This window comes from Ruegeria sp. CDSA020 (assembly GCF_059612345.1).
The window spans coordinates 88442-111573 of the sequence record NZ_JBXWQK010000007.1 but is presented as its reverse complement, the minus strand read 5'-3'; the positions used below and the strand labels follow the sequence as shown (position 1 = coordinate 111573).

Sequence of the window (23132 nt, the reverse complement as noted above, 5' to 3'; positions counted from 1 at the left end):
AGAAACCATGCACCCGACAATCGAACAACTAAAAGATGTCATCACAAAAGGCGATGAAAGTCTGATTCACGAGTTTCTGGCCGAAGACGTGCGTTTTCTGCCGCCGACCTACTACAGCACCTGGGCCGGGCGCGAACCCGTGGCGGCTCTGCTGGGGCATGTTGGGCAGGTATTCTCGGACTTCAGCTATCGTCGGATCATGGGTGAAGGCAAAGACTGGGCGCTGGAATTTCAGTGCAAGGTTGGTGATCTGGATGCGGTTGGTGTGGACTTGATCCGGCTGAATGATGAAGGCTTGATCGAAAAGTTCGAAGTGGTCATGCGCCCACTTAAAACCATTGCAGCCCTGCGCACCGAGATGATGGCACGCGTGGCAAAAGACCCTCGCTTTATCAATTTCAAGGACGCTTTGGGTTGACCAAGCCTGCCCGGATCGGAGCTGATCAGTTTCTGAGATTACCGCTGTTGCCACTATTGGCGGCACAGGGGATTTCAGTTCGACGAAAGGCGCGGTTCCTGCCCGAACCGACCGGGCCGCGCGAAGGCCGTGAAGGGCGCGGCCCGCGTTTGCGGTTGCTAATCGCAGGCGACAGCTCGGCAGCAGGTGTTGGCGCTGGCACCCAGGCGCAGGCTTTGTCCGGGCAGTTGGTCGCACAACTAGCAAAAAGCCACAGTGTCGAATGGCGGCTCGAGGCTATGACAGGGCATACAACGCTGGATACACTGAAACGCCTTGAGGGTCTGACAGATCAATTTGATGCCGTCATTACGGCGCTTGGCGTCAATGACGTCACCCGTGGCGTCACTAAAAAGCGGTTTGTCGAACACCAATCCCGTCTGATGCACCTGATCACCGACCAGCTTGGAGCCCGGCGTGTCATTGTAACGGCCGTTCCCCAGATGGGTCGGTTTCCCGCCTTGCCGCAACCGCTTGCCTGGGTGCTGGGGCGTCAGGCAGCCCGCCTGGACCAAGGCCTGCAACAGATTGCGACCGGCTTCCCGCAAATCCGCCATCTGTCCATTGATTTACCCGATGACCCGGCGTTGGCCGCACCGGACGGCTATCATCCCAGCCCCAAAGCCTATGCGATCTGGGCGCAAAAGGCCGCCGAATTGTTGCGTCAGGCCTGAGCCCGTATCTGCCGGATCATCGGGATCGAGTAGACCACAAGTGCGGCCCAGATCAGCGGAAACGCAATCATGCGGCCGCGGTCAATCTGCTCTCCAAAAACCGCGATGGCAGTCACAAAAATCATGGTCGGCGCGATATATTGCAGGATGCCCATCGTCGACAGGCGCACCAGCTTGGCGCCATTGGCATAGATCAACAGCGGCACGGCGGTCACTACCCCGGCCCCGGCCAGCAGCATGGTGTCGGTTGCGACCAGCCCGAAATGCCCCGTCCCGTTGACCCCCAGCCAAGTCACATAAACCAATGCGGGGATCAGCAGGATCAGCACTTCCAGCAAGAACCCCTGATTTGGCCCGATGGGGAGTGAGCGTTTGAAGAAGGCGTAGAACCCCCAACTGAACATAAGCCCCAGCGCCGCCCAAGGCAGGCTTCCGGCCTCTACAACAAGAACCACCACCCCGGCTGCGGCCAACCCAACAGCAATCAGCTGCGTCCGGTTCAAAGGTTCGCGCAGCAGCACCGCGCCCAGCGCGATACTGAACAGCGGATTTATGTAATAGCCCAGCGCTGCGTCCAGCGCATGCCCACTGGCTATGGCCCAGACATAGATCGCCCAGTTCACCGATATCAACGCAGCCGTCAGACAGGCCATGCCCAGCATCTTGGGATCGCGCAAAGCTGACTTCAGATCCCGCGTCCGCCCCAGTGCAATCAGCAACAGCCCGGCCAAAGGCACCGACCAGATGATACGATGCGCCACAACCTCTACCGGCGCGATATGGGCCATCGCCTTCATGTATATGGGCAAGAAGCCCCACAAAACATAGGCCGTTACCGCCAGAACAAGTCCTTTTGGCGTATCGGCATATTGTGTGGGTGTTGCGTCAGCCATTGCGGATCTCCGGGAATACCGGTCGTCTTTACGGCAACCCGGACATACTTGGGAACCGCGAAAACTGTGAAGCAACCCATCAGGATATTTGATATGTGAGACCAGAACAAAGCCGGAGCGCCGCAGCGCTCCGACAATTTGATTACACTTTGACGCGTTCGGATTTCGGATCGTACATCGGTTTCAACGATGCCTCGGCCATTACCTTCACGCCGCACACGTCGATCTCATAGGTTGACCCCAGAACATCCGCCGCCTTCTCACCCTCGCAGGGCACATAGCCCATACCGATAGCGCCACCCAAAGTATGACCATAATTGCCCGAGCTGAGATAACCGACATATTCCCCGTCCCGCACGATCGGTTCATTATGGAACAACAGCGGTTCCGGGTCGGTCAGGCGGAACTGAACCAGGCGGCTTTTCGGCCCGCTTTCCTTGCGGGCAATCACTGCCTCGCGCCCGATAAAGTCACAGCCTTTGTCCACCTTGACCGCAAAACCAAGCCCGGCATCCACGACGTTGTCCTCGCACGTGATGTCATGACCAAAATGGCGAAAGCCCTTTTCGATCCGGCAACTGTCCATCATGTGCATGCCACAGAGTTTCAGGTCCATGTCCTGACCGGCCTCATGCAGCGTCTCGAACACATGGCCCGCCATATCGGCGGACATGTAGATCTCCCATCCCAGCTCGCCCACATAGGTCACCCGATGAGCGCGGGCCAGGCCCATGCCAATCTCAATCTCTTGTGCGGTGCCAAAGGGGTTGGTCGCGTTCGAGAAATCCGCCGGCGAGACCTTTTCCAGCAAAGCGCGCGCATTGGGGCCCATCACGGCCAAAACGCCTTCGCCAGCGGTGACATCGGTTATGACCACGTTGAAGCTACCCACATGGCGCATCATCCAGGTCTGATCCGCCAGCCGCGTCGCCGCCGGGGTCACGACCAGATAGGCGGTCTCGGTCAGACGGGTCACCGTCACATCCGCCTCGATCCCGCCGGTGCGGTTCAGGAACTGGGTATAGACGATCTTGCCGTTCGGCACTGAATAATCGCCGCCCCCGATATAGTTCATGAACGCCTCGGCATCCGGTCCTTCAACGCGAATCTTGCCAAAAGAAGACATGTCGTACATGCCCACATTCTCGCGCACCGCGCGGTGTTCAGCAGCTGAGTTCTCGAACCAGTTCTGACGTTTCCAACTGTACTGGTATTCGCGCTCCTGCCCCGGATTTGCGTACCAGTTTGCACGCTCCCAGCCCGCCAGTTCACCAAAGACCGCGCCCTGCTCTTTCAGATGGTGATGGAACGGGGTGCGCCGAACACCGCGCGCAGTGGCTTTCTGGCGATAGGGGTAGTGGTCGGCATAAAGCAGGCCCAGCGTCTCTTTCGAACGCTCAAACAGATATTGTTTATTGCCCTGAAACGGCTGCATCCGGCTGATATCCACATCGCCCAGATCAAACGGTTTCTCGCCGCTATCCATCCATTCCGCCAGCGCCATGCCCGCACCGCCCGCAGATTGAATGCCGATCGAGTTGAAGCCCGCCGCGACCCAGACATTGTCCATCTCGGGCGCGAGACCCAGATGATAAGCGTCATCCGGAGTAAAGGATTCAGGGCCGTTGAAAAAGGTATGAATGCCCGCCTCGGCCAACATCGGCATCCGGTTACACGCCGCTTCTAGAATGGGCTCAAAATGATCAAAATCTTCGGGCAACTGATCGAATTCGAAACTGTCCGGGATGCCCTTCATCGCCCAAGGTTTGGCATTGGGCTCAAACGCGCCCAGCAGGATTTTACCGGCATCTTCCTTGTAATAGGCGCATTCATCCGGCACTCGCAGAACCGGCAGTTGCGAAAGCCCGTCAATGCCTTCGGTGACGATGTAGAAATGTTCGCAGGCGTGCAGCGGGACGTTCACACCGGCCATCCGGCCGACCTCGTGCCCCCACATGCCGGCGCAGTTCACCACCATATCACATTCGATATGGCCCGAGGCGCTGCCGTCATCGGCAACCCAGTCCACGCCCGTCACGGTACGGCCCTGTTTGGTGATGTCGGTGACCTTCACCCGTTCCTTGGTAATGGCACCGCGTTGCCGTGCGCCCTTGGCCAGGGCCAGCGCGATATTGGCCGGGTCACCCTGCCCGTCCAGCGGAAGATAGACCGCGCCCTTGACGTCTTCGACATTCAGATGCGGATACATTTCCTTGACGCGCTCATTGGAAATCTCTTCGACCTCAACGCCAAAGGCACGTGCCATGGCAGCCAGGCGATAGATCTCTTCACGGCGTTCCTCAGTCAGTGCCACGGTAATCGATCCACAGCGTCTAAGCCCGGTGGACACGCCGGTTTCCTCTTCCAGCGCGCCGTAAAGCTCCTGCGTGTATTTTGCCAGTTTGGTCATGTTGGACGAGGCCCGCAGCTGAGCGATCAGACCCGCCGCATGCCATGTGGTGCCGCTGGTCAACTGCTTGCGTTCAAGCAGCACAACATCACTCCAACCTTTCTTGGTCAGATGATAGGCGACCGAGCATCCGATGACGCCGCCGCCGATGATGACAACTCGGGCTTTGTTTGGAAGATCAACCATCCTGAGGTCTCCGCTGAATCAGGTTTTGGGCACGTTGCCATGGAAGATCGACAATAAATGCACCAAAAGCGTCATGTTATAGGCGATTTTCACCTATGTGACGCAGCCCGTCTTTCGCGCCTCAGAACAAAGGGCGTGACCCCGAAAAAGCTTTTGTAGACCGATGAGAAACCGTTCGGAAAGCCGCAGGCCAGACCTATTTCCCGAACGCTCATCGTGGTGTTCAGCAGCAGGTTGTTAGCCTTCGCCAGCCGCATCTCGCGATAGAAACCGTTTGGACTGGTGCCAAAGAAAGCTTTGAATTTTCGCTCAAGCGATCGGTTCGAAAGATTTAACGCCTCGACAATTTGCTGGATGGGTAAGGGGTCTTCGATATTGGCCTGCATCAGCTTGATACATTGATCCAGCTTGGCGTCCCCAGTTGCTGTCAGTTGCGCCCCCGAGAAAGGCTGCATCGATGAAAAATCGCGGATATTTTCGTGCAGCATGATATTGGCCACCGTCATCTTGGCAGGCCCCGAGATGTGGCGTCCGATCACGGACAAAGCAACATCGGTTGTCGCCTCCATCCCTGCGCAGGTCACGACCTGGCCCTGTTCTGTGGCTATCGACAGCTTCGCCTCGAACCGGGCCCCGCGTTCACTCAGGAAAGAGGCGTTTTCCCAATGGGTCGCCATGTCTGCGGAGCCGAATTCGTCAATATAGCGGCTGGCAGCTTCGGCCAGCAAAAAGACCTGAGCGCCTCGGAACGTATAGTCCGATACAACCCGTCCGATGGACAGATCGGGGTGGTCAGGGTCGGAATTTCCGATCACAAACAGATAATCCGCCTTGGGATGGGTAGATACGGGTTCAGTTTGGACCGTCGCATCGCTGCTGCTGGCAACGGGCCCACCTTTCAGAGACCGATAGGCAAAGCTGAAGGGCGGGTTGGGGCAGACGCGGTTTGCCAGCCTCAGAACCTCAATCAATGCGGCAAGCTCCAACAGCACATAGCCCGGCGCGACCAGAACATCGAAATGTGTCTGCGCCTTGTCGGTCAAGCTATCTGGTCGTTGCCGCATCTTTACCCCCTTCAGACGATGCTGTGGCCAGCAGCGCACAGCCGATCTGCGAGTCGCTGAATGTGATCGGGACCGACTTCGCAGCATCCGCCGATGATAGTTGCACCCTGCGCCACCCACCCCATCGCCTGATCAGCATATTCATCCGGCCCAAGGTCGTGGCGCTGTTGCAGCGCATCGACGGTTGGGGCGTCTTGTAGAAATTCCTGGGCAATCCCAGTGAAGCCATTGGCATATGCCCCAAACGGACGCCCGAAGGTGGCGATAATATTCAGCGCAGCAGGCACCGCCTCCGGGCGCGAGCAGTTGATCAGCACGGCCTCAGGCGTAAAGCGATCAACCAAAGATGCTATTCCCGACAATGGCTCACCCGACCGAAGCCGCGTCCCATCATCATCCATCACGGACAGCGCCAGCCAGACCGGTTTGTCTGTCTGCTCCATCCCGCGCAATGCGCCTTCGGCCTCTTGCAGCGACGACACGGTTTCGATCAGGAACAGGTCAACGCGATCTGTCATCATCGTCACCAGTTCGGCGAATTTCTCTGCCGCCTCTTCGACCTCTGGATTCAGGTCCGGCCGGTAAGAGGCGAGAAGCGGACCCAAAGCCCCAGCGATGCGCCTACCCGCGGGGCGCGCACGCTCGGCCTGCGACAGGGCCGACTCGATCAGATCTGGCAGCTGATCACCCAAGCCGACACGGTCCAGACGCGACCGGTGAACAGCATAGGTATTTGTCGTGGCCACAGTCGCACCACGTGAGAAATAATCCGCATGCACATCCCCGACCAACTCGGGATGGTCCATCATCACCCGGGTCGACCACAAAGGCGTCGGCGCATCGCCGCTGCGTTTGACCAGTTCCTGCCCGATAGACCCATCCAGAAGGGTTATGTCTGCCATTGATGAACCTCCTCAGGGAACCAGAACCAGTTTTCCCGGAAACGTTTTTGACTGAAAGTCCTCTTGCGCCGTCGCAATGTCTTTCAGCGGATAGGTTTTTGAAATCAGGGGCTTGATCCGCCCCGCATTCATCAGTTCGACCAGGCGACCGAAGACTTCGAACGGCTGATGGGTGCTGCCGTGAATGGTAATGTCGCGCAGATAGATATCCCGCAGATCGGCTTGAACAATCGGGCCAGCAATCGCACCCGCAACGGCATAGTGACCGCCCGGTTTCAGCGCCAGGATCAGGTCAGCCCATGCAGGCCCGCCCACTACGTCAATGACCACGTCGAACATGTCGGTGGGCAGCGACGCATCCCGGTTGAACGTGGCAGTCGCGCCCTGGCTTTTCACCGCTTCGGCCTTGGCCGCACCGGTCACGCCCCAAACCGAGGCACCGCGCAGCGCCGCCAGTTGCACAGCGGCAAGGCCGACGCCACCTGATGCGCCGGTGATCAGCACTTTTTGCCCGGCAGTCACACCGGATCGGGTCAGCAAAGCCTCGGCAGTTCCGAAGGCGCAGGGGATGGCGGCAATTTCAATATCGGACAGGGGTGAGGCGCTGACATCGTAAAGGTCATCGGCCTGCACCAGACAATATTGCGCAAAGGCGCCGTCAATCTCGGACCCAAGCACGATGAAGCCTGTTGGGTTGCCCGGTCGCGGACGTGGCAGGTTGATCGGACAGGTCACGCGCTGGCCCGGGGTGAACCCGGTCTCGGGCCCCGCGACCCCGACGATGCCGCAAAGGTCACCGCCCTGAATGCGCGGGAAGTTCAACGCGCCGCCCCAGCCTCCGGCTTCGACCTCTTGATCCACGGCATCTGTGGCGCCGGTCACGTCCGAGGAATACCAGCCGATACGGGTGTTGATATCGGTGTTGTTCACCCCGGCTGCGGCCACACGGACCAGAACCTGCCCCGGCGCAGGGGTTGGGACGGGTATATCGTCACGCCATTCCAGCGCCTCGGGCCCGCCGTGACAGGTCAGGAATACACCGGACATCGTTTTAGGCAGTGTCATGATCAAACCTCGTCATCGGGATGAGGCGGCACAGAGCCCATCGGGACAATGTCATACCGCGCGTTCAATTTGGCCATTTTCGCCTCATCGGCGAAGTCCGCCTCGGTCATCTTGGCCAGCTCAGCAAGGAATCCGTCAAAACCGGCAGGCTGGAAAATCATCGGCATCTTAGCAGGTGCATTTCCAGCAACGCGGCAGGCATGCGGCACGCCGGGCGGCACATGCATCGTGCTGCCCGGCCCACAGCGATGCCAGTCGCCATCAACATAGAAATCCACTTCGCCTTCCAGAAAATAGAAGCTTTCGGCATGGGTTTCATGGCGATGAAGGCCAAGCGCAAAGCTGGCCTTCAGATTGTCTTCCATGAGCGTATAGGCGCCATCAGTATCCCGGGTCGAAACCTTCACAAATGTGTGGTCATTTTCCCAGTTATAATTGAGGCCCTCTCCGGGCCCCAGTTTTGAATAACGCGTGCTCATGCAGGTCTCCTTCGGGCGATCAGGCGCGCAGCCGCTCGTTTTCTGGATCCCAGAGCGGTTTATCGTCCTGTACCACGGCGCGCCGCTTTTCACCGAAGATTTCGATTTCAAGCTCGGTACCTGCCACCGCCAATTCGGGACGGATCATGCCCAGCGCAATGGATTGGCCAACGCGATACCCCCAAGCGCCCGAGGTGGTTTCGCCAACGATCTCGCCGTTGTGCCAGATACAGGACATGTAGGGTGCATCCGCGTCACCTGCCTCAACCAACATAGTGGCAAACACCTTTTTCACGCCCTGCTGCTTTTCGTTCAGGATCGCGGCCTTGCCGGGGAAGTCCTGCGGTTTGTCAAGTTTGACGAACCGTTCCAACCCGCCTTCCAACAGAGAGTAATCAGTGGACAGATCGCCTTTCCAAGCCCGATAACCCTTTTCGATGCGCAGAGAGTTCAGGGCGTACATCCCGAACGGCTTGGCACCAGCGTCAAGGATCGCGCCATAGATCGCGGGCATATGGTCGTTCAGCGCGTGAACCTCCCAGCCAAGTTCTCCTGCAAACGAGACGCGGATCAGGAATGCGGGCTGACCTGCAACCGTGGCCGATTGATGGGTCAGCCAGCCACTGGACAGGTCCGCATCGCTCAGCCCCGCCAGAATGTCGCGCGATTTTGGACCTGTCACGATCAGCGTGTCACGAGTGGTGGTGACATCCTCGACGGTGACGCCAGTGGGCATTGCCTCGGACAGGATATCGCGGTCATGCCATTGCGCTGTAGCGGCCGTGATCATGACGAACTCGTCATCGCCGAGACGGATACAGGACATTTCGGTCAGGATCCGGCCGCGACCATCTGAGATATAGACCAGGTTGATGCGACCCACCTTGGGCAAACCGCCGGTAACCAGCGACCGCAGCGCCTCGGCGGCACCCTCACCTTTTACGATGAAACGCGAAAATCCGGGCAAGTCCAATACGCCGCAATGATCACGGACAGCCTCACACTCTTCCTTGATCCGCTTCTCCCATGGCCCCGAACGGCCCCAGGTATGGGTCGCTTCTTCAGAGGTATCGTCGCCCGGTTGCGCAAACCAGTTGGCGCGTTCCCAGCCGTTATAGGGCCCCATCACGCCGCCCAATTCCTTGACCTTGGTGTGGACAGGCGACAGCTTTTTGTCGCGCGCGGCGGGCCATTCATGGTGCGGGAAATGCATGGCGTATTCGTTGCCATAGACCTCAAGCCCCTTCTGGTTGCAGTAATCCTGATCGGTGTAATCAGTGTAACGGCGCGGATCGACAGCCCACATATCCCATTCGGTTGCGCCATCGACGATCCATTCGGCCAGCACCTTGCCGGCGCCACCGCCCTGCGCGATGCCGAAGGTAAAGGTATGCGCCTCAAACGCGTTGGTCACGCCCGGCATCGGGCCAACCAGCGGCAGCCCATCCGGCGCGTAGGGGATAGGCCCGTTGATCACCCTGCCCACGCCCGAGGTCCCCATCAGCGGCACCCGCTCCATCGCGTCGGTGACGATGTCTTCGATCCGGTCCAGATCGTCATTCCACAGCTGGAAACTGAAATCCTCGGGCATCGGATCATCCTCGGTCATCCAATGGCCCTTGCAGTTGGGCTCATAAGGGCCGAGGTTGAATCCGTTCTTCTCCTGCCGCAGGTAATACGAGATATCCACATCGCGCAGCAACGGCAGCTTTTTACCGCCATTTGCCTTGGACCATTCCTCGATCTCGGGCACTTCGTCGGTCAGCAGATACTGGTGGCTCATCACCATGGCCGGAACGGTGCGCCCGCCAAAGGGCTTGAACCATTCACCCACACGCTGGGCGTAATACCCGGCGGCATTGACCACATGGTCCGCCTCGATATCGCCCTTGTCGGTATGCACGACCCAGGTCTTGTCTTCCTTCTGGGTCACACCCGTGGCCGGGCAGAAACGCAGGATCTTTGCCCCCATATCGCGCGCACCCTTGGCCAGCGCCTGGGTCAGCTGCGCCGGGTCGATGTCGCCATCGGTCGGGTCGTACAGAACACCCTCAAGGTCATGGGTTTCCAGGAACGGGTATTGCTCCTTGGCCTGTTCGGCTGTCCACATCTCCATCTCGATGCCCTGATAACGGCCCATCGCCATTGCCCGCTCGAACTCCTGCACCCGCTCTTTCGAATGGGCCAACCGGATTGAGCCGGACTGGTGATAGTTCATCGGATAGTCGACCTCTTCACCCAGCCGCGCATAAAGCTCGGTCGAATAGCGCTGCATGTTCATGATCGCCCAAGAGGTCGAAAAGGTCGGCACGTTGCCAGCTGCATGCCAGGTCGACCCGGCGGTCAGCTCGTTTTTCTCCAGCAGAACACAATCGGTCCAGCCCTTTTTGGCCAGATGAAACAGGGACGATGTCCCCACCACTCCGCCACCGATAATAACCACGCGGGCTTTTGTCGGAAAATCACTCATGTCTTTCAGTCCCTGTTACTGTGCCTCTTGAGGCAGATCGTCCGTGATGTAGTAATAGTCGCCCTTGTCGGCCACAAATATATGGCGGGCGAGGGTCAGTCCGGTGGGTGCATCCAGCGCCCCCATAGCAATGGCAATCCGGTCTTCGTCCTTATGCTGCCAGAACAGGTAAGAGCCGCAGGCGTTGCAAAATCCCCGTCGGGCGATGTCGGAAGCACGAAACCAGCTCAGCGTATCGCTGGCGGTGAAGGTGATGTCGTCTTGATGGGCCGAGGTCGAGGCCCAGACATGACCCGACTGTTTGCGGCATTGACCGCAATGGCAGGCCGAGGCGGCAGGAAGATCGCCTTCGATCTTGAACGCAACCGAGCCGCACAGACAGGAACCTGTATGCATTTCGCTTATCCCCTTGCTGCTGGCGCGCTGGTGGTGCCCAGCAACACGCCATAAATGATGAAACAGGTGGCCATGACCCGGCGCACCCAGATGTTGAACACGGCCCCCAGCGCGGCCCGCCCCATAAGCGCACCTAGAAGAGTGAACCCGATGTAGCTGAGCGTTGTGATGATCAGCGCCGTTGGCATGATGACCAACATTTGCTCCCAGATCGGCACATCCGGCTGCACGAATTGCGAGAATGCAGCAAGATAACCCGCGACGCTTTTGGGGTTGATTGTCGCGACGGCCAGCGCGTGCAGATAGACATGCCGTGCAGGGCGTTCGGAAATAGGGGCGGGATTTTCTGCAGCCTTCCAGCCTCGGACACCCAGCCAGATCAGAAACCCTGCGCCCACCAGCTTGGCGATGAAGAATCCGGTGGGTGAGGCCGCGATCAAGGCCGTCACCCCAAGCGCCGACAAAACCAAAAAGGCGCTGGCTTGGGTCAGGATCGCCAAGACACCCAGCATCGCTTTTGCGAAGGGCAGGCTCATCCCGTTCGAGATACAGTTCACCGCGTTAGGCCCCGGTGTGGTTACAAACACCACCCAGAACAGCGCGAATATGGTCCAGGCCTCGAAACTCATCAGTACACCGGAGGTGCGATGACCCAGATGACCACAGCGGGCTCATCATGAGGGTTCGCCCAAATATAGGGTTCGTTCTTGATCCGAAAACTGTCACCGGGCCCAACCGAAAAGCTTTGCGCGCCGATGGTCAGATTCAACTGACCGGAAATCACATAGCCAACCTCTTGCGTGGGGCGGTCCGCCGGATTCTGCATCTTAGAATGCGGCTCAAAGGTGGAATGCACCATCTCAAAATCGTCAGTCAGATCGGGTGACAGCAGTTCCTCGATCAGACCTTCTTCGCCCGACCCCATAGGGCGGCGCGACCCGGCGCGCACGACATAGCCTTGTTCATTGGCGGGGGCGGCAGAATGGGCGAACAGCATGGACATCGGCACACCCAGACATTCCGCGATCTGACGCAGGTCTGAAATTGACGGTTCGGACTTGTCGCGTTCAACCTGGCTGAGCCATCCGACCGACCGGTTCAACCGCTCTGCGATCTCGGTCAGCGTCAACCCACGCGCCTTACGCAATGCACGAATGTCGGCTCCGAGCGTTGCACTGTGGGGGGCTTGGCTGTTCACCGAACTCTCCGATATCTGGTGAAAATTTCGTTATGTTTTTCACGATGACGCGAATCGGTGAAAATTCCAAGCATTTTTTCACTTGGGAAAATCGACGCATTTAGCTATCCGTCAGCTATGTGGATTGCGGTTATATACCTGTGGGTCATCAACGGCCTGACTTTGCTGGCCTTTGGCTGGGACAAGCTGCGCGCCAGACGCAGAAAAAGCCGGGTTCCGGAACGCAGGCTATTGTGGCTGGCGGCACTGGGCGGCAGTCCCGGTGCGCTGGTCGGGCGTTGGATTTTCAATCACAAGTCCCGAAAAGGCCGGTTTTCCCTGTCGCTATTTGCGATCTTTGCGACTCAGGTCGGGCTGGCATATTTCCTAATCACAGACATTCTGTAGTTGGCTTGATCCGCAAGCCACGTAAGATCCCGATGGGATCTAGGAAATGTCGCAGACATACATATCGGTATCGTCGGTGGAGTGAGCTGAGGATCGCGTGAACCCCGATTTCTGTAGCACACGGGCAGAGGCGGGATTGCTGTGCTCGACCCCGGCCAAAAACCGAATGGCGCGGCTCGTGCCGCAGGCCGCGATAAAGCCGGACACAAGTTCGGTTGCATAGCCACAGCCCCAGGCTCGTTCGGCAAACAGATATCCAAGGTGGATGGTTGGTGCGGCCTGATCTTCGGGTTCTGAGGCCAGTATCAGCAGTCCGATCAGCTGATTATTTTGCCTTAACCGAACAAGAAGAACATCGCTTTCGGTCTTGCGAGCCGCGATCCAGTCGGTCATCCCGCTGGGCGCTTCTTCGACCTGCATCGAAGGCGGCAGGGGCTCAAGAACCGCTGGCGTCAGGACGGTTGCCAACTCGGCAGTCAACGCTGAAATGCGATCAGCTTCAGAGACTTCCACTTGCCAGTGGAACACGGCAAGCCGCTCTGTGGTGAATTGGTCCGGGATCATGCCTTGGCCAGTCGCAATTAGTGTCCATTCCAGTCTAACAGACGGACCGATTTTGCATCAGGCCCCTCTTAACTCGCCCGAGAACGCCTTTGACAATATTTCAGACAGCTTTTCTGCGTCCTCATCCGTGAACGCATCCGGCTGGTCACTGTCGATGTCAAAAACCGCGATGACCTCGCCCGAGGCATTGCGCACCGGAAGCACCAGTTCGGACTGCGTAGACGAGGCGCAGGCGATGTGACCTGGAAACGCATGCACATCCGCCACCAACTGTACCTTTCCGGTCCGCGCCGCCGCACCACAGACACCGCGCCCGAAGGGAATAACCAGACACCCGTGACCACCCTGATAGGGGCCTATTTTCAAAATGCCCGGATCTGTTACGCGATAGAACCCCGTCCAGTCAAACCGATCATCGGCGTGATGAACTTCACAGGCGATTGTCGCCATCAGAGCAACTTGATCTGTCTCGCCTGCGGTTAGGGCGACGATTGTCTTGGTCAGCGTATCGTAATCAACGGTCATGGGGGGGGCGGGTCCGGTCAGTGATCTTGTAAACAGGTTCTACAGCACCGGACCTATGGTGGAATCGGCCCCGCGTCAAACGCGCTCAATCGCGATTGCAGTCCCCTCTCCACCACCGATGCAGATCGCCGCCACGCCGCGTTTCAGATCCCGCTTTTCCAACGCGTTCAGCAGGGTGACCATGATACGCGCTCCCGAAGCGCCGATAGGATGACCCAGAGCGCATGCACCACCATTCACATTTACCTTGTCACGCGTCAGACCCATCTCATGCATGAATGCCATCGGCACCACGGCAAAGGCTTCGTTTACTTCCCACAGATCCACATCATCATTGGACCAGCCGATTTTGGCCAAAAGCTTTTGCGCAGCGGGAACTGGCGCAGTCGTGAACAATCCCGGAGCCTGCGCATGGCTGGAATGACCCAGAATGCGCGCCCGAACCGAGAGGCATTGCGCTTCGGCGGCTTCAGCTGACGCCAGAACCAGAGCTGCCGCCCCATCAGAGATCGACGACGCGTTGGCCGCCGTCACCGTTCCACCCTTGCGAAAAGCCGGTTTCAGCGAAGGTATCTTTTCCGGGCGGGCGGTTTTCGGCTGCTCGTCCGCGGACTGCGTGACCTCGCCTTTCCTTGTACGGACGGTTACCGGAGCGATTTCACCGTCGAACGCGCCGCTGTCCTGCGCGGCCAGCGCGTTGGATAGGGACTGCAGGGCGTATTCGTCCTGCGCTTCGCGGGTGAACTGGAACGCCTCGGCACAGTCTTCGGCGAAAGTGCCCATCAGACGACCTTTGTCGTAGGCGTCCTCCAGCCCGTCCAGAAACATGTGGTCGACGACCTGAGCGTGCCCCAAGCGCGCACCCTCACGCATTTTGGGCAACAGGTAGGGCGCGTTCGTCATACTCTCCATCCCGCCTGCGATCATTGTGTTGGCATGGCCCAATGCGATCTGATCGAAGGCCATCATCGCAGCCTTCATCCCTGATCCGCACATCTTGTTGAGCGTCGTGGCCGGGACCTCTTGGCCCAAACCGGCTGCAAACCCAGCCTGACGTGCAGGGGCCTGACCCTGACCGGCTGGCAGAACGCAGCCCATCAGCACTTCGTCAACCGTTTCAGCACCGGCACCCTGCAGCGCGGCCCGGATCGCGGCTCCACCCAGATCGGCGGCAGAAACACCATCGAACATTCCTTGAAATCCACCCATCGGGGTACGTGCTGCTCCGGCGATTACAACTTGCTTCATCTGGGCGCTCCTAAATTCTTGTCATTCAATGGATACCGAATGGTAAGAATTCCCGTCTAGCGTATTTCTACGAGCGATTTCAGTTAAAGGACCGTCACGTATGGGCCTGACCAGTACTACGACCAACAATATTCAAATAATTACTGTACAATCCAACCGGATTGATGCCGCAATGGCCATTCAGTTCAAAGAAAACATGCGCATGGAAACCGAAGGTGGGGCTGTGCGTGTGGTTCTGGATCTCAGCGGTGTCGAATTCATCGACTCCAGTGGTTTGGGCGCCATTGTCGCCGCCATGAAACAACTCGGGGCTGAACGGCGCCTGGATCTGGCAGGTCTTCAGCCTTTTGTGGAAAAGGTGTTTCGTCTTACGCGCATGGACACAGTGTTCAAGCTTTACCCAACGATGGATGACGCACTGTCCGGTGCGCCGGATTGAACACAAGGAGAAACTGAACAGGCGTAAGGCTAATGTGTAACGGCATCAGTTTCGATTTGAGCTTCGCTGCGACCGAGGTCGAAGCAAGTTCTGGCATTGCCAAGTTGAGCCAGGCACTGTCGTCTAAAGGACTGCCTTCACACAAAGCGGCTGATGTCAGAATTGCCCTGGCCGAAGCCATTAACAATGTCGTTGAACACGCCTATGCCGGAACCACGCCCGCCAGCGTCAAGGTACACTGCCGCCTGCATCAGAACTGGTTGGAAATCCTCATCTCGGATACCGGCAATCCCCTTCCCGGCTTTCGCGTACCAGAAGGTGCACCTGCACCTCTGGGGGAAAGACGTGAAGACCTACCCGAGGGGGGATTTGGATGGTTTCTGATCCACCAATTGACCAGTGAAATCCGCTATGACCGTAGCGAAGGCTGCAACCGGTTGTCACTGCGATTCAGTTTTCTCGACGCGGATTAGGGCTATAAAACGTCACAATAAGGCCCTTTTCGAACCATTGTAGCGCCGCAAACAAAGATCAAAGTCTTAACTGTAGCTCAGATAGCTTCCCTCGGCATCGTATGTCACAGCCCCCACCCAGTGAACGATGCCGAGGAACTTCCCCTTTGATTTGACTGGACAATACCCGGACGCGCGATACCTTCTGCGCGATCACACGGGAAGGCAGCGCAATGCGGGATTTTCAGGCACCAGGCAGATCCGAAGTTTTTTCGACCGAAGGGATGTGCGCCACATCTCACCCGCTGGCAGCCCAAGCGGCCCTTGGCATCCTACAGCAAGGTGGCAACGCGATGGACGCAGCCATCGCCGGGGCAGTGCTTTTGGGATTTTGCGAACCACAAATGACCGGCCTGGGCGGAGATTGCTTTGTTCTGTACAACCGCGCCGGAGAAGATGAGGTTCGGGCCCTCAACGGCTCTGGCCGGGCACCGGCAGCAGCCAACGCTGGCAGCTTGCGCGATAAGGGACTGACTGCAGTTCCGCTCAATACACCGGATGCGGTCACCATTCCCGGCGCGGTCGAGGCGTTCTGCCAGCTGGCCGAAACCGAGGGCAAACTAGGGCTGGACGCCATCCTGCAACCCGCCATCCGCTATGCAGACCAGGGCGTGCCGGTTGCCCCACGTGTGGCTTTTGATTGGGCCCCGGGTGCTAACACGTTGCAGGGGGCAGCCAGGAACCACTATCTGCTGAAAGGAGACGTTCCAAAGACCGGAGACATGTTCCGGTCCGCCGGGCAGGCAGAAGTGCTGCGCAGAATCGCCAAATACGGACGAGAGGCGTTTTACGCGGGCGAGGTCGCTGAAGATATTATCTCGACCCTCACGGCCATGGGCGGGGTACACACAGCCGAAGATCTGGACGCGACCGCTGCCACACCTACAGTTCCGGTCGCAGGGCACTATCGTGGCTTGGACCTGCTGGAACATCCGCCCAATGGCCAAGGTGCAACCGCCCTTTTGCTGCTGAATATCCTCAAGAACTTTGACCTCGGATCCATGGATCCGCTATCCGCAGAGCGTCTGCATATCGAGGCCGAAGCCTCAAAACTCGCCTACGATGCCCGCAACAGATTCATCGCCGATCCGGATCATACGACACACGCAGACAGGTTTTGGGACCAGACAACAGCCGATCGGTTGGCAGAGCTTATCAACCCAAACCAAGCGATGCCCGCTGCTGCCCCACTGACCGAAGCCATCCACAAGGACACTGTTTATATCACGGTGGTCGACAGGGACAGGATGGCGGTATCGCTGATCTATTCGATCTTTCATAGCTTTGGATCCGGTATCGCTTCTGAGAAATTCGGCATTCTGCTGCAAAACCGTGGGTCTGGATTTACGTTGCAATCAGGCCATCCGAACGAGTTTGGCGGCGGCAAACGTCCGATGCACACGATCATTCCCGGCATGTTGAAACAGAAAGGCAAAATCCTGATGCCCTTCGGCGTGATGGGTGGTGCCTTTCAGCCCACAGGACATGCAAAGCTGGTCTCGCTGCTAACTGACGATGAGTTTGCGCTGCAGCAGGCCATAGACGCACCGCGCGCCTTTGCAGACGGACCTGTCTTGAAACTGGAACGCGGAATTCCGCGCAATGTCGCGCAACAATTATCTGAAATCGGCCACAAAGTTCTGATTTCAGAAACACCTCTTGGCGGGGCTCAAGCGATCCGAATCCAGAAGAGCGGCGTTTTGCAAGGCGCAAGCGATCCGCGAAAAGATGGGTGCGCGCTTGGTTATTGACAGTATGGGCCCGGTTTCACCCGCGCTTCCATTTTTAGTTCAAATGGAAATGCAACGGATATGCGCCGTTTTCAAACGGACCAAACATATCGGGGATATCCGGATGCTCGACCGGTTCTCCGGACTGGTCAGCAATCAGATTTTGTTCAGAAACATAAGCAACATAGAAGGATTGGTCATTTTCCGCCAACAGATGATAAAACGGCTGATCTTTGATCGGCCTGCTGTCTTCGGGAATGGCCTGATACCATTCTTCGGTATTTGAAAACTCTGGGTCCACGTCAAAAATCACCCCTCGGAAGGGATGTTTTTTGTGGCGGACGACTTGGCCCAGCCGGTACTTTGCTTGTGTCTTTAGCATCACGTTTGCCCCCAAAGGTCTTACTACCCGTTTCCTCATAGGAATGCCAATCATTGATCTAAAATAATGGGAAACAGTCTGTGAACCTCTTACTGACAGTGCTTGAAATCGTGGCCCCGGTCTTCCTCTTGGCGGGGATCGGGTTTGCCTGGGTCAAACTTGGCTTTGAATTCAGGCTGCAATTTGTGACCCGCCTTGCGGTGACGCTCGCCGTGCCCAGCCTGATTTTCGTAGCCCTGATGCAAACCCAGATCCCGCCCGGAGAGCTGACCCGGTTCACTTTGGCCGCCATCACAGGCCATGTCGGGCTGGCGGTCGCATTTGGCGTATTTGTCCGGGCCAGCAAGCTGGAAAGGCGCACCTATCTGGCGCCGCTGATATTCGGCAACACGGGGAATCTGGGCCTGCCTCTGGCCATTTTCGCATTTGGGCAGGCAGGCTTGGGTTTCGCGGTGATATTTCTGGCCGTTACCGCCCTGTTTTCCTTTACTTACGGGATCTACCTGGTGGCGGGAAAAGGCGCTTTCGGCAAGGTAGCACGTGAACCCATGGTTTGGGCTACTCTGCTGGGGGCGCTGTTTCTGTGGCAGGGCTGGCAAACACCTGTCTTCGTGACCAATACGCTGGACCTGCTGGGACAGATGGCGATTCCGATGATGCTGATCACGCTTGGTGTTGCGATTGCGCGGCTGACCACCAGAAAGCTAGGGCAAGCGGTCTGGCTATCGGCGTTGAAACTGGTCGTGTGTTTTGCCCTGGCATGGGCAATCGCAAAAGGGTTTGATCTGGATAACGTCGCGTTCGGCGTTCTGGTGGTGCAGATGTGTACGCCGGTTGCCGTAACCTCATACCTGCTGGCCGAACGGTTCGAGGCGGATTCTGACGCGGTTGCGGGGCTGGTTATGGTCTCAACCCTGATGTCCGTCGGCGCTTTGCCTATAATTCTAGCTATTGTTCTGTAGCGATTGTGATTTCCTAATCGCTCAATCTGCGCTAGAATGAAGAAAAAAGGCACGAGGCACATGAGCAGAATTCTTATCGTACTCTTCGGGGTGCTGCTTTTGGCATCCTGCGGGGGTGGTTCCAACCAGCCACCCAGCAAGCTGAATGATGCATGCAGCATTGCGCGTGAACGGCCCGAATATATCAAGGCGTTCAAAAGCACCGAGCGGAAATGGGGAATCCCCGTTCACGTTCAGATGGCTACGATCTATCAGGAAAGCCGGTATCGCCACGATGCGCGAACGCCCCATCAATATGTTCTGGGTGTGATTCCGATGGGCCGTCAGAGCAGCGCCTATGGCTTCAGCCAGGCGCTGGACGGGACATGGGATGAGTATCAGCGCGAAACCGGCAAGCGCCGGGCCAAGCGGGATCGTATTCGGGACGCTTCGGATTTCATCGGCTGGTACATGAACAAAAGCTATGAGCGGAATGGCATCCAGCCAAGCGACACGCGCAATCAGTATCTGGCCTATCACGAAGGCCATACCGGTTATGCCCGCGGCAGCCATTACAGCAAGGCGTGGTTGCTGAACGTGGCCAATGATGTGGATGCGCGCGCCCGGATGTACCAGGCGCAACTGTCAGGCTGTCGTTACTGAACAAACAGCGGGTCAGCGATTGCCTGACCCGCTTCTGTTCTTGTTCGAAAACAAGCTGCTGCTTAGGTTTTTGCCGGTATCAAGCTGACCCAGCAGAACCGTTGTCTGCCCGCCTGCATTATCGTGGATCACCCATTTTCGCAGCTCAACCGGATCGCCGGTGAACATCAGCTCAATTCGACCGGAGTCAGGGTTTTTCGGGTCCTGTGCTGTCACGACAGTGGCCGTTCCGTCAAAGTCATGCCCAACCACCATATTAGCCTGACCCAGATCGACATTCCGTGCCAGAACCAGAGACAGAGGTGTTCGCTTTAACGGATACTGCTCGGGCGGTTGATTGGATTTCGGATCGAATATCTGAACGGTGCCAGCGCGCGCCAACACAACGGCGCTGTCTGGCGGGTCATATTCGAACCGCATCTTTCCAGGCCGTGCGATCCACAGCTTTCCTGTGCTCAGTGAGCCATCATCATTGACCTGTGTAAATGTCGTCTCGACAGTTTTCAGACCATTCAGGTAATTCGATATCTGCGACAGCGGCAACTTGTCCGCAGCCCAGGCGGCGGGTGTGGCCAGTGTCAGTGCAAGGGCAAAAGCAATCTGTTTCATAAGACCCAGATAAGCGCTCTGCCCTTGTTATTAAATATCCTATTGCTCTGGCACCAGGATTTCGCGTTTTCCGACGTGATTTGCCGATGAAACAATGCCTTCGTCCTCCATCTGCTCAACCAGACGCGCAGCTTTGTTATAGCCAATGGCAAGTTTCCGCTGGATATACGAGGTCGAGCATTTGCGATCCTTGATCACAATCGCCACGGCCTGATCGTACAGGGCGTCTTCACCATTGGTGTTGCCCCCGGTGTTCAAACCCAGAACAGCGTCGATATTATCAGCCTTTTCCTCGGTCGGTCCATCGACCACACCGCTCATATAATCCGGCGGGCCGAATTGCTTCAGATGGTTGACGATTTCCTCGACCTCTTCATCCGAGACAAACGGACCGTGGCAACGGGTGATCTTCGCGCCACCCGCCATATACAGCATGTCACCCTGACCCAGCAGTTGTTCGGCGCCCATTTCACCAAGAATGGTGCGGCTATCGATCTTTGACGTCACCTGGAAGGAAATCCGGGTCGGAAAGTTCGCCTTGATCGTGCCGGTAATCACATCGACCGAGGGGCGCTGCGTGGCCATGATCAGGTGGATACCCGAGGCCCGAGCCATCTGCGCCAGACGTTGGATGCAGGCCTCGATCTCTTTGCCCGCGACCATCATCAGGTCGGCCATCTCGTCGACAATAACAACGATATAGGGCATCGACTCGGGTGCGAATTCCTCGGTCTCGAACATCGGTTCACCCGTTTCGTCGTCAAAACCGGTCTGGACCGTGCGGCTGAACATCTCGCCCTTTGACAGCGCGTCTTTCACCCGGCCGTTATAGCCCGCGATGTTACGCACACCCATCTTGGACATTTTGCGATAGCGATCCTCCATCTCGCCCACGACCCATTTCAAGGCGACAACCGCCTTCTTCGGGTCTGTCACGACCGGAGAAAGCAGATGCGGGATGCCGTCATAGACCGACAATTCCAGCATCTTGGGGTCGATCATGATCAGGCGGCATTCATCCGGCGTCAGCTTATACAGCAACGACAGGATCATCGTGTTGATCGCCACCGATTTACCGGAACCGGTGGTCCCCGCGATCAGCAGGTGGGGCATCTTGGCCAGATTGGCCACAACGGATTCACCGCCGATATCCTTGCCCAGCGCCAAAGGCAGCGCCTGATTGCCGTCTCCGAAGTCACGGCTCGAAAGGATTTCGCGCAGCACCACCATTTCACGGTTTTCATTGGGCAGTTCGATCCCGATGACCGAGCGGCCCGGCAGGGTCGAAACCCGCGCCGAGAGGGCCGACATCGAGCGGGCAATGTCATCCGACAGACCAATAACGCGGCTGGCTTTCAAACCCGGAGCCGGCTCAAGTTCGTACATCGTGACAACCGGACCGGGGCGGACGCTGACGATCTCACCTTTGACGCCATAGTCATCCAGCACATTTTCCAACATCCGCGCATTCTCTTCCAGGGCCTCATCGCTCAGGTGATGGCGCTGAATGCTGGAGGGGTTGGACAGCAGGCCCAGCGGAGGCAGTTCGAAATCGGAGTGCTTTTCCTCGAACGACAACGCGGGCTGGGCCTCGGCCTGGGCCCGGCGCGAGGGTGGCGGGGTGCGGCGCACGGGTTGAGCAACCACCGGCTTGCGCGGCTCGGCCACGGGGATTTTCATCGCCGGGCGGGCTTGCGGCATCGCATCGGCGTCATCCTCGAAAACGGCCTCGTCATCGAAATCCGGCTCGGGCGCAAAATCCTGATGCAGCGGTTCCTGCCATTCTGTTTCAGGCTGCGCTGACAGCCTCGGTTCGGGCGGCAGCCCGGTTGATGTCACTGGCGGCTCGGGCGGCAGTTCGTCCGCATGACCTGCATTCAGGATCAACGGATCAGGTCCACGGCCCCGCCCTTTGGTCAGCGGCAGGTCGGGATCGGGCTCAGGAGCCATCTCTCCGACTGCAACTTTACGGTTGCGCACGGCGGCAGAAATCTTTGAACGGATACGATCCTCGCCCGGCATTTCCTCGTAACCCGCGACAGGTTCACGGTCGATCAGCTCGGGTTCGGGCATGGGGTCCGGGCGACGGATCAGATCAGGAATGCGCGACAGAAGGCCGTTCTTTATCGGTTCGGGCGCTTCCAGAAGTGGCTCGTCGAAAACAGGGTCCGTAAAGGCAATCTCGTCGTCGAACACGGCCCCTTCGGCGCGGGCCGTCTTGCGTTCGTCCCATTGGGCACGACGTTCGCGCGCAGCCTCCGCTGTTGCGGCAGCCCCACGGCCAAGCAGGTTCATCAGTATGTCATAGGACATGACCAGCCCCAGCAGGAAGGCGCGGAACCCCTTGCGCACGTCGCCCTTGGTGAAACCAAGAACAAACACGCCCAGCGTCAGCATCCCAATAGCCATCGCCAGAGACATCAGCTTGACAATAAAATGCGAGGATATGGGCAACAAGGTCAGGAAGGCACCCATGACCGTATCCCCAAACAATCCACCCAGACCAAAACTATGCGTTACGCGCCAAGCCTCACCCGGCACTAATGTCGCCGCATAGACCGAGACAATGGCGATCCAGATCGGTGCAAATATCAGGCGGGCGACGGCACGATCTTCACCGAAATGCCCGGCAAAACGCACACCCCAGCCGATCAACACCAACGCGATGCTCCAACTGCCCCAACCGACAATCATGAACAATGGCGCCGCGATCGAGGCACCAACACGCCCCATCCAGTTCTGCACTGGTGCATCCGTCGACACCATCCAGTTCGGGTCATCCGGTGTGTAGGACCAGATCATTGCCGCCGAAGCCAACCCAAGTAGGATCAGGGCGATGCCGATCAACTCTTTGCTGCGCCTTTCGATGGCGGCCTGAGTCGTGCTGTCCAGCAATGGATCGCGGTTGCGCGCGTTATATGATGCCATTTTGCCCTCG

General features: G+C 57.9%; 24 protein-coding genes. 8 read left to right on the top strand and 16 right to left on the bottom strand.

What is annotated here, in order from left to right; translation table 11 throughout:
- Positions 1-7 precede the first annotated feature (7 nt).
- Entirely contained in the window at positions 8-418 is a 411-nt protein-coding gene (locus tag AC2FJW_RS14150) for a nuclear transport factor 2 family protein (RefSeq protein ID WP_142637264.1), read from the top strand.
- A complete protein-coding gene (locus AC2FJW_RS14145) occupies positions 415-1131 on the top strand; it encodes an SGNH/GDSL hydrolase family protein (protein WP_496750399.1) in 717 nt (238 codons plus the stop codon). Before AC2FJW_RS14150 ends, AC2FJW_RS14145 begins: the two co-directional genes overlap by 4 nt.
- Here the strand turns inward: AC2FJW_RS14145 and rarD are convergent.
- The 10 genes from rarD to AC2FJW_RS14095 all read right to left on the bottom strand — a co-directional run bounded on the left by rarD (position 1122) and on the right by AC2FJW_RS14095 (position 12194).
- A complete protein-coding gene (gene rarD / locus AC2FJW_RS14140) occupies positions 1122-2024 on the bottom strand; it encodes an EamA family transporter RarD (protein ID WP_496750397.1) in 903 nt (300 codons plus the stop codon). The genes AC2FJW_RS14145 and rarD overlap by 10 nt on opposite strands.
- 142 nt (positions 2025-2166) lie before the next feature.
- The gene (locus AC2FJW_RS14135; RefSeq protein WP_496750395.1) at positions 2167-4620 is read right to left on the bottom strand and encodes a GcvT family protein; all 2454 of its coding nucleotides are present in this window, start codon (positions 4618-4620) and stop codon (positions 2167-2169) included.
- Between the two features lie 89 nt (positions 4621-4709).
- Positions 4710-5684 carry a GlxA family transcriptional regulator gene (locus AC2FJW_RS14130; RefSeq protein WP_496750394.1) on the bottom strand — a complete coding sequence of 325 codons (975 nt, stop codon included), beginning with the start codon at positions 5682-5684 and terminating at the stop codon, positions 4710-4712.
- A gap of 11 nt (positions 5685-5695) precedes the next feature.
- Entirely contained in the window at positions 5696-6586 is an 891-nt protein-coding gene (locus AC2FJW_RS14125) for a homocysteine S-methyltransferase family protein (protein ID WP_496750392.1), read from the bottom strand.
- A 12-nt stretch (positions 6587-6598) separates the two neighbouring features.
- On the bottom strand, positions 6599-7651 hold the full coding sequence (locus AC2FJW_RS14120) for an alcohol dehydrogenase family protein (RefSeq protein WP_496750390.1): 1053 nt from the start codon (positions 7649-7651) through the stop codon (positions 6599-6601).
- 2 nt (positions 7652-7653) lie between these two features.
- Positions 7654-8130 carry a cupin domain-containing protein gene (locus AC2FJW_RS14115; RefSeq protein ID WP_496750388.1) on the bottom strand — a complete coding sequence of 159 codons (477 nt, stop codon included), beginning with the start codon at positions 8128-8130 and terminating at the stop codon, positions 7654-7656.
- A 19-nt stretch (positions 8131-8149) separates the two neighbouring features.
- Positions 8150-10600, bottom strand: a complete 2451-nt coding sequence (locus AC2FJW_RS14110; protein WP_496750387.1) for a GcvT family protein — start codon at positions 10598-10600, stop codon at positions 8150-8152.
- 15 nt (positions 10601-10615) lie between these two features.
- The gene (locus tag AC2FJW_RS14105) at positions 10616-10996 is read right to left on the bottom strand and encodes a GFA family protein (RefSeq protein ID WP_496750385.1); all 381 of its coding nucleotides are present in this window, start codon (positions 10994-10996) and stop codon (positions 10616-10618) included.
- Between the two features lie 5 nt (positions 10997-11001).
- Positions 11002-11625: a LysE family translocator gene (locus tag AC2FJW_RS14100; RefSeq protein WP_496750383.1), complete on the bottom strand. Its 624-nt coding sequence runs from the start codon at positions 11623-11625 to the stop codon at positions 11002-11004.
- Positions 11625-12194, bottom strand: a complete 570-nt coding sequence (locus tag AC2FJW_RS14095; protein WP_142637059.1) for a helix-turn-helix domain-containing protein — start codon at positions 12192-12194, stop codon at positions 11625-11627. Before AC2FJW_RS14095 ends, AC2FJW_RS14100 begins: the two co-directional genes overlap by 1 nt.
- 117 nt (positions 12195-12311) lie before the next feature.
- On the opposite strand from AC2FJW_RS14095, the gene AC2FJW_RS14090 reads away from it, so the two are divergent.
- Positions 12312-12581: a DUF1294 domain-containing protein gene (locus tag AC2FJW_RS14090; RefSeq protein ID WP_142637060.1), complete on the top strand. Its 270-nt coding sequence runs from the start codon at positions 12312-12314 to the stop codon at positions 12579-12581.
- 39 nt (positions 12582-12620) lie between these two features.
- Here the strand turns inward: AC2FJW_RS14090 and AC2FJW_RS14085 are convergent, their stop codons facing one another.
- The 3 genes from AC2FJW_RS14085 to AC2FJW_RS14075 all read right to left on the bottom strand — a co-directional run bounded on the left by AC2FJW_RS14085 (position 12621) and on the right by AC2FJW_RS14075 (position 14918).
- Positions 12621-13145, bottom strand: a complete 525-nt coding sequence (locus AC2FJW_RS14085) for a GNAT family N-acetyltransferase (protein WP_496750381.1) — start codon at positions 13143-13145, stop codon at positions 12621-12623.
- A 57-nt stretch (positions 13146-13202) separates the two neighbouring features.
- Positions 13203-13670, bottom strand: coding sequence for a GAF domain-containing protein (locus tag AC2FJW_RS14080; RefSeq protein WP_496750380.1), 468 nt, complete (start codon positions 13668-13670; stop codon positions 13203-13205).
- A gap of 75 nt (positions 13671-13745) precedes the next feature.
- Positions 13746-14918, bottom strand: a complete 1173-nt coding sequence (locus AC2FJW_RS14075; RefSeq protein ID WP_496750378.1) for a thiolase family protein — start codon at positions 14916-14918, stop codon at positions 13746-13748.
- Positions 14919-15018: 100 nt separating this feature from the next.
- Between AC2FJW_RS14075 and AC2FJW_RS14070 the strand changes: the two genes are divergently transcribed.
- The 3 genes from AC2FJW_RS14070 (at position 15019) to AC2FJW_RS14060 (ending at position 17620) form a co-directional block, all read left to right on the top strand.
- A complete protein-coding gene (locus AC2FJW_RS14070) occupies positions 15019-15357 on the top strand; it encodes an STAS domain-containing protein (RefSeq protein ID WP_496750376.1) in 339 nt (112 codons plus the stop codon).
- 32 nt (positions 15358-15389) lie between these two features.
- Complete coding sequence (locus AC2FJW_RS14065; protein ID WP_496692511.1) at positions 15390-15830, top strand: ATP-binding protein; 441 nt, start codon at positions 15390-15392, stop codon at positions 15828-15830.
- Between the two features lie 212 nt (positions 15831-16042).
- Positions 16043-17620, top strand: coding sequence for a gamma-glutamyltransferase family protein (locus AC2FJW_RS14060; RefSeq protein ID WP_496750374.1), 1578 nt, complete (start codon positions 16043-16045; stop codon positions 17618-17620).
- Between the two features lie 34 nt (positions 17621-17654).
- On the opposite strand, the gene hspQ is transcribed toward AC2FJW_RS14060, so the two are convergent.
- Positions 17655-17981 carry a heat shock protein HspQ gene (hspQ, locus tag AC2FJW_RS14055; RefSeq protein ID WP_142637073.1) on the bottom strand — a complete coding sequence of 109 codons (327 nt, stop codon included), beginning with the start codon at positions 17979-17981 and terminating at the stop codon, positions 17655-17657.
- Positions 17982-18061: 80 nt separating this feature from the next.
- On the opposite strand from hspQ, the gene AC2FJW_RS14050 reads away from it, so the two are divergent.
- Both AC2FJW_RS14050 and AC2FJW_RS14045 read left to right on the top strand, forming a co-directional pair.
- Positions 18062-18943: an AEC family transporter gene (locus AC2FJW_RS14050; protein WP_496750372.1), complete on the top strand. Its 882-nt coding sequence runs from the start codon at positions 18062-18064 to the stop codon at positions 18941-18943.
- A gap of 60 nt (positions 18944-19003) precedes the next feature.
- Positions 19004-19585 carry a transglycosylase SLT domain-containing protein gene (locus AC2FJW_RS14045; RefSeq protein ID WP_496750371.1) on the top strand — a complete coding sequence of 194 codons (582 nt, stop codon included), beginning with the start codon at positions 19004-19006 and terminating at the stop codon, positions 19583-19585.
- Between the two features lie 12 nt (positions 19586-19597).
- On the opposite strand, the gene AC2FJW_RS14040 is transcribed toward AC2FJW_RS14045, so the two are convergent.
- Both AC2FJW_RS14040 and AC2FJW_RS14035 read right to left on the bottom strand, forming a co-directional pair.
- Positions 19598-20194, bottom strand: a complete 597-nt coding sequence (locus tag AC2FJW_RS14040) for a LolA family protein (protein ID WP_496750369.1) — start codon at positions 20192-20194, stop codon at positions 19598-19600.
- A 39-nt stretch (positions 20195-20233) separates the two neighbouring features.
- Positions 20234-23122 (bottom strand): DNA translocase FtsK, encoded by a 2889-nt coding sequence (locus tag AC2FJW_RS14035; RefSeq protein ID WP_496750367.1) that lies wholly within the window; start codon positions 23120-23122, stop codon positions 20234-20236.
- Between the last annotated feature and the right edge of the window lie 10 nt (positions 23123-23132).

Excerpts from the sequence above, each read along its gene's own strand:
- AC2FJW_RS14150 (WP_142637264.1), top strand. The coding sequence starts at position 8 with ATGCACCCGACAATCGAACAACTAAAAGATGTCATCACAAAAGGCGAT.
- rarD (WP_496750397.1), bottom strand. The coding sequence starts at position 2,024 with ATGGCTGACGCAACACCCACACAATATGCCGATACGCCAAAAGGACTT.
- AC2FJW_RS14135 (WP_496750395.1), bottom strand. The coding sequence starts at position 4,620 with ATGGTTGATCTTCCAAACAAAGCCCGAGTTGTCATCATCGGCGGCGGC.
- AC2FJW_RS14130 (WP_496750394.1), bottom strand. The coding sequence starts at position 5,684 with ATGCGGCAACGACCAGATAGCTTGACCGACAAGGCGCAGACACATTTC.
- AC2FJW_RS14125 (WP_496750392.1), bottom strand. The coding sequence starts at position 6,586 with ATGGCAGACATAACCCTTCTGGATGGGTCTATCGGGCAGGAACTGGTC.
- AC2FJW_RS14120 (WP_496750390.1), bottom strand. The coding sequence starts at position 7,651 with ATGACACTGCCTAAAACGATGTCCGGTGTATTCCTGACCTGTCACGGC.
- AC2FJW_RS14115 (WP_496750388.1), bottom strand. The coding sequence starts at position 8,130 with ATGAGCACGCGTTATTCAAAACTGGGGCCCGGAGAGGGCCTCAATTAT.
- AC2FJW_RS14110 (WP_496750387.1), bottom strand. The coding sequence starts at position 10,600 with ATGAGTGATTTTCCGACAAAAGCCCGCGTGGTTATTATCGGTGGCGGA.
- AC2FJW_RS14105 (WP_496750385.1), bottom strand. The coding sequence starts at position 10,996 with ATGCATACAGGTTCCTGTCTGTGCGGCTCGGTTGCGTTCAAGATCGAA.
- AC2FJW_RS14100 (WP_496750383.1), bottom strand. The coding sequence starts at position 11,625 with ATGAGTTTCGAGGCCTGGACCATATTCGCGCTGTTCTGGGTGGTGTTT.
- AC2FJW_RS14090 (WP_142637060.1), top strand. The coding sequence starts at position 12,312 with ATGTGGATTGCGGTTATATACCTGTGGGTCATCAACGGCCTGACTTTG.
- AC2FJW_RS14085 (WP_496750381.1), bottom strand. The coding sequence starts at position 13,145 with ATGATCCCGGACCAATTCACCACAGAGCGGCTTGCCGTGTTCCACTGG.
- AC2FJW_RS14080 (WP_496750380.1), bottom strand. The coding sequence starts at position 13,670 with ATGACCGTTGATTACGATACGCTGACCAAGACAATCGTCGCCCTAACC.
- AC2FJW_RS14075 (WP_496750378.1), bottom strand. The coding sequence starts at position 14,918 with ATGAAGCAAGTTGTAATCGCCGGAGCAGCACGTACCCCGATGGGTGGA.
- AC2FJW_RS14070 (WP_496750376.1), top strand. The coding sequence starts at position 15,019 with ATGGGCCTGACCAGTACTACGACCAACAATATTCAAATAATTACTGTA.
- AC2FJW_RS14065 (WP_496692511.1), top strand. The coding sequence starts at position 15,390 with ATGTGTAACGGCATCAGTTTCGATTTGAGCTTCGCTGCGACCGAGGTC.
- AC2FJW_RS14060 (WP_496750374.1), top strand. The coding sequence starts at position 16,043 with ATGCGGGATTTTCAGGCACCAGGCAGATCCGAAGTTTTTTCGACCGAA.
- hspQ (WP_142637073.1), bottom strand. The coding sequence starts at position 17,981 with ATGCTAAAGACACAAGCAAAGTACCGGCTGGGCCAAGTCGTCCGCCAC.
- AC2FJW_RS14045 (WP_496750371.1), top strand. The coding sequence starts at position 19,004 with ATGAGCAGAATTCTTATCGTACTCTTCGGGGTGCTGCTTTTGGCATCC.
- AC2FJW_RS14040 (WP_496750369.1), bottom strand. The coding sequence starts at position 20,194 with ATGAAACAGATTGCTTTTGCCCTTGCACTGACACTGGCCACACCCGCC.
- AC2FJW_RS14035 (WP_496750367.1), bottom strand. The coding sequence starts at position 23,122 with ATGGCATCATATAACGCGCGCAACCGCGATCCATTGCTGGACAGCACG.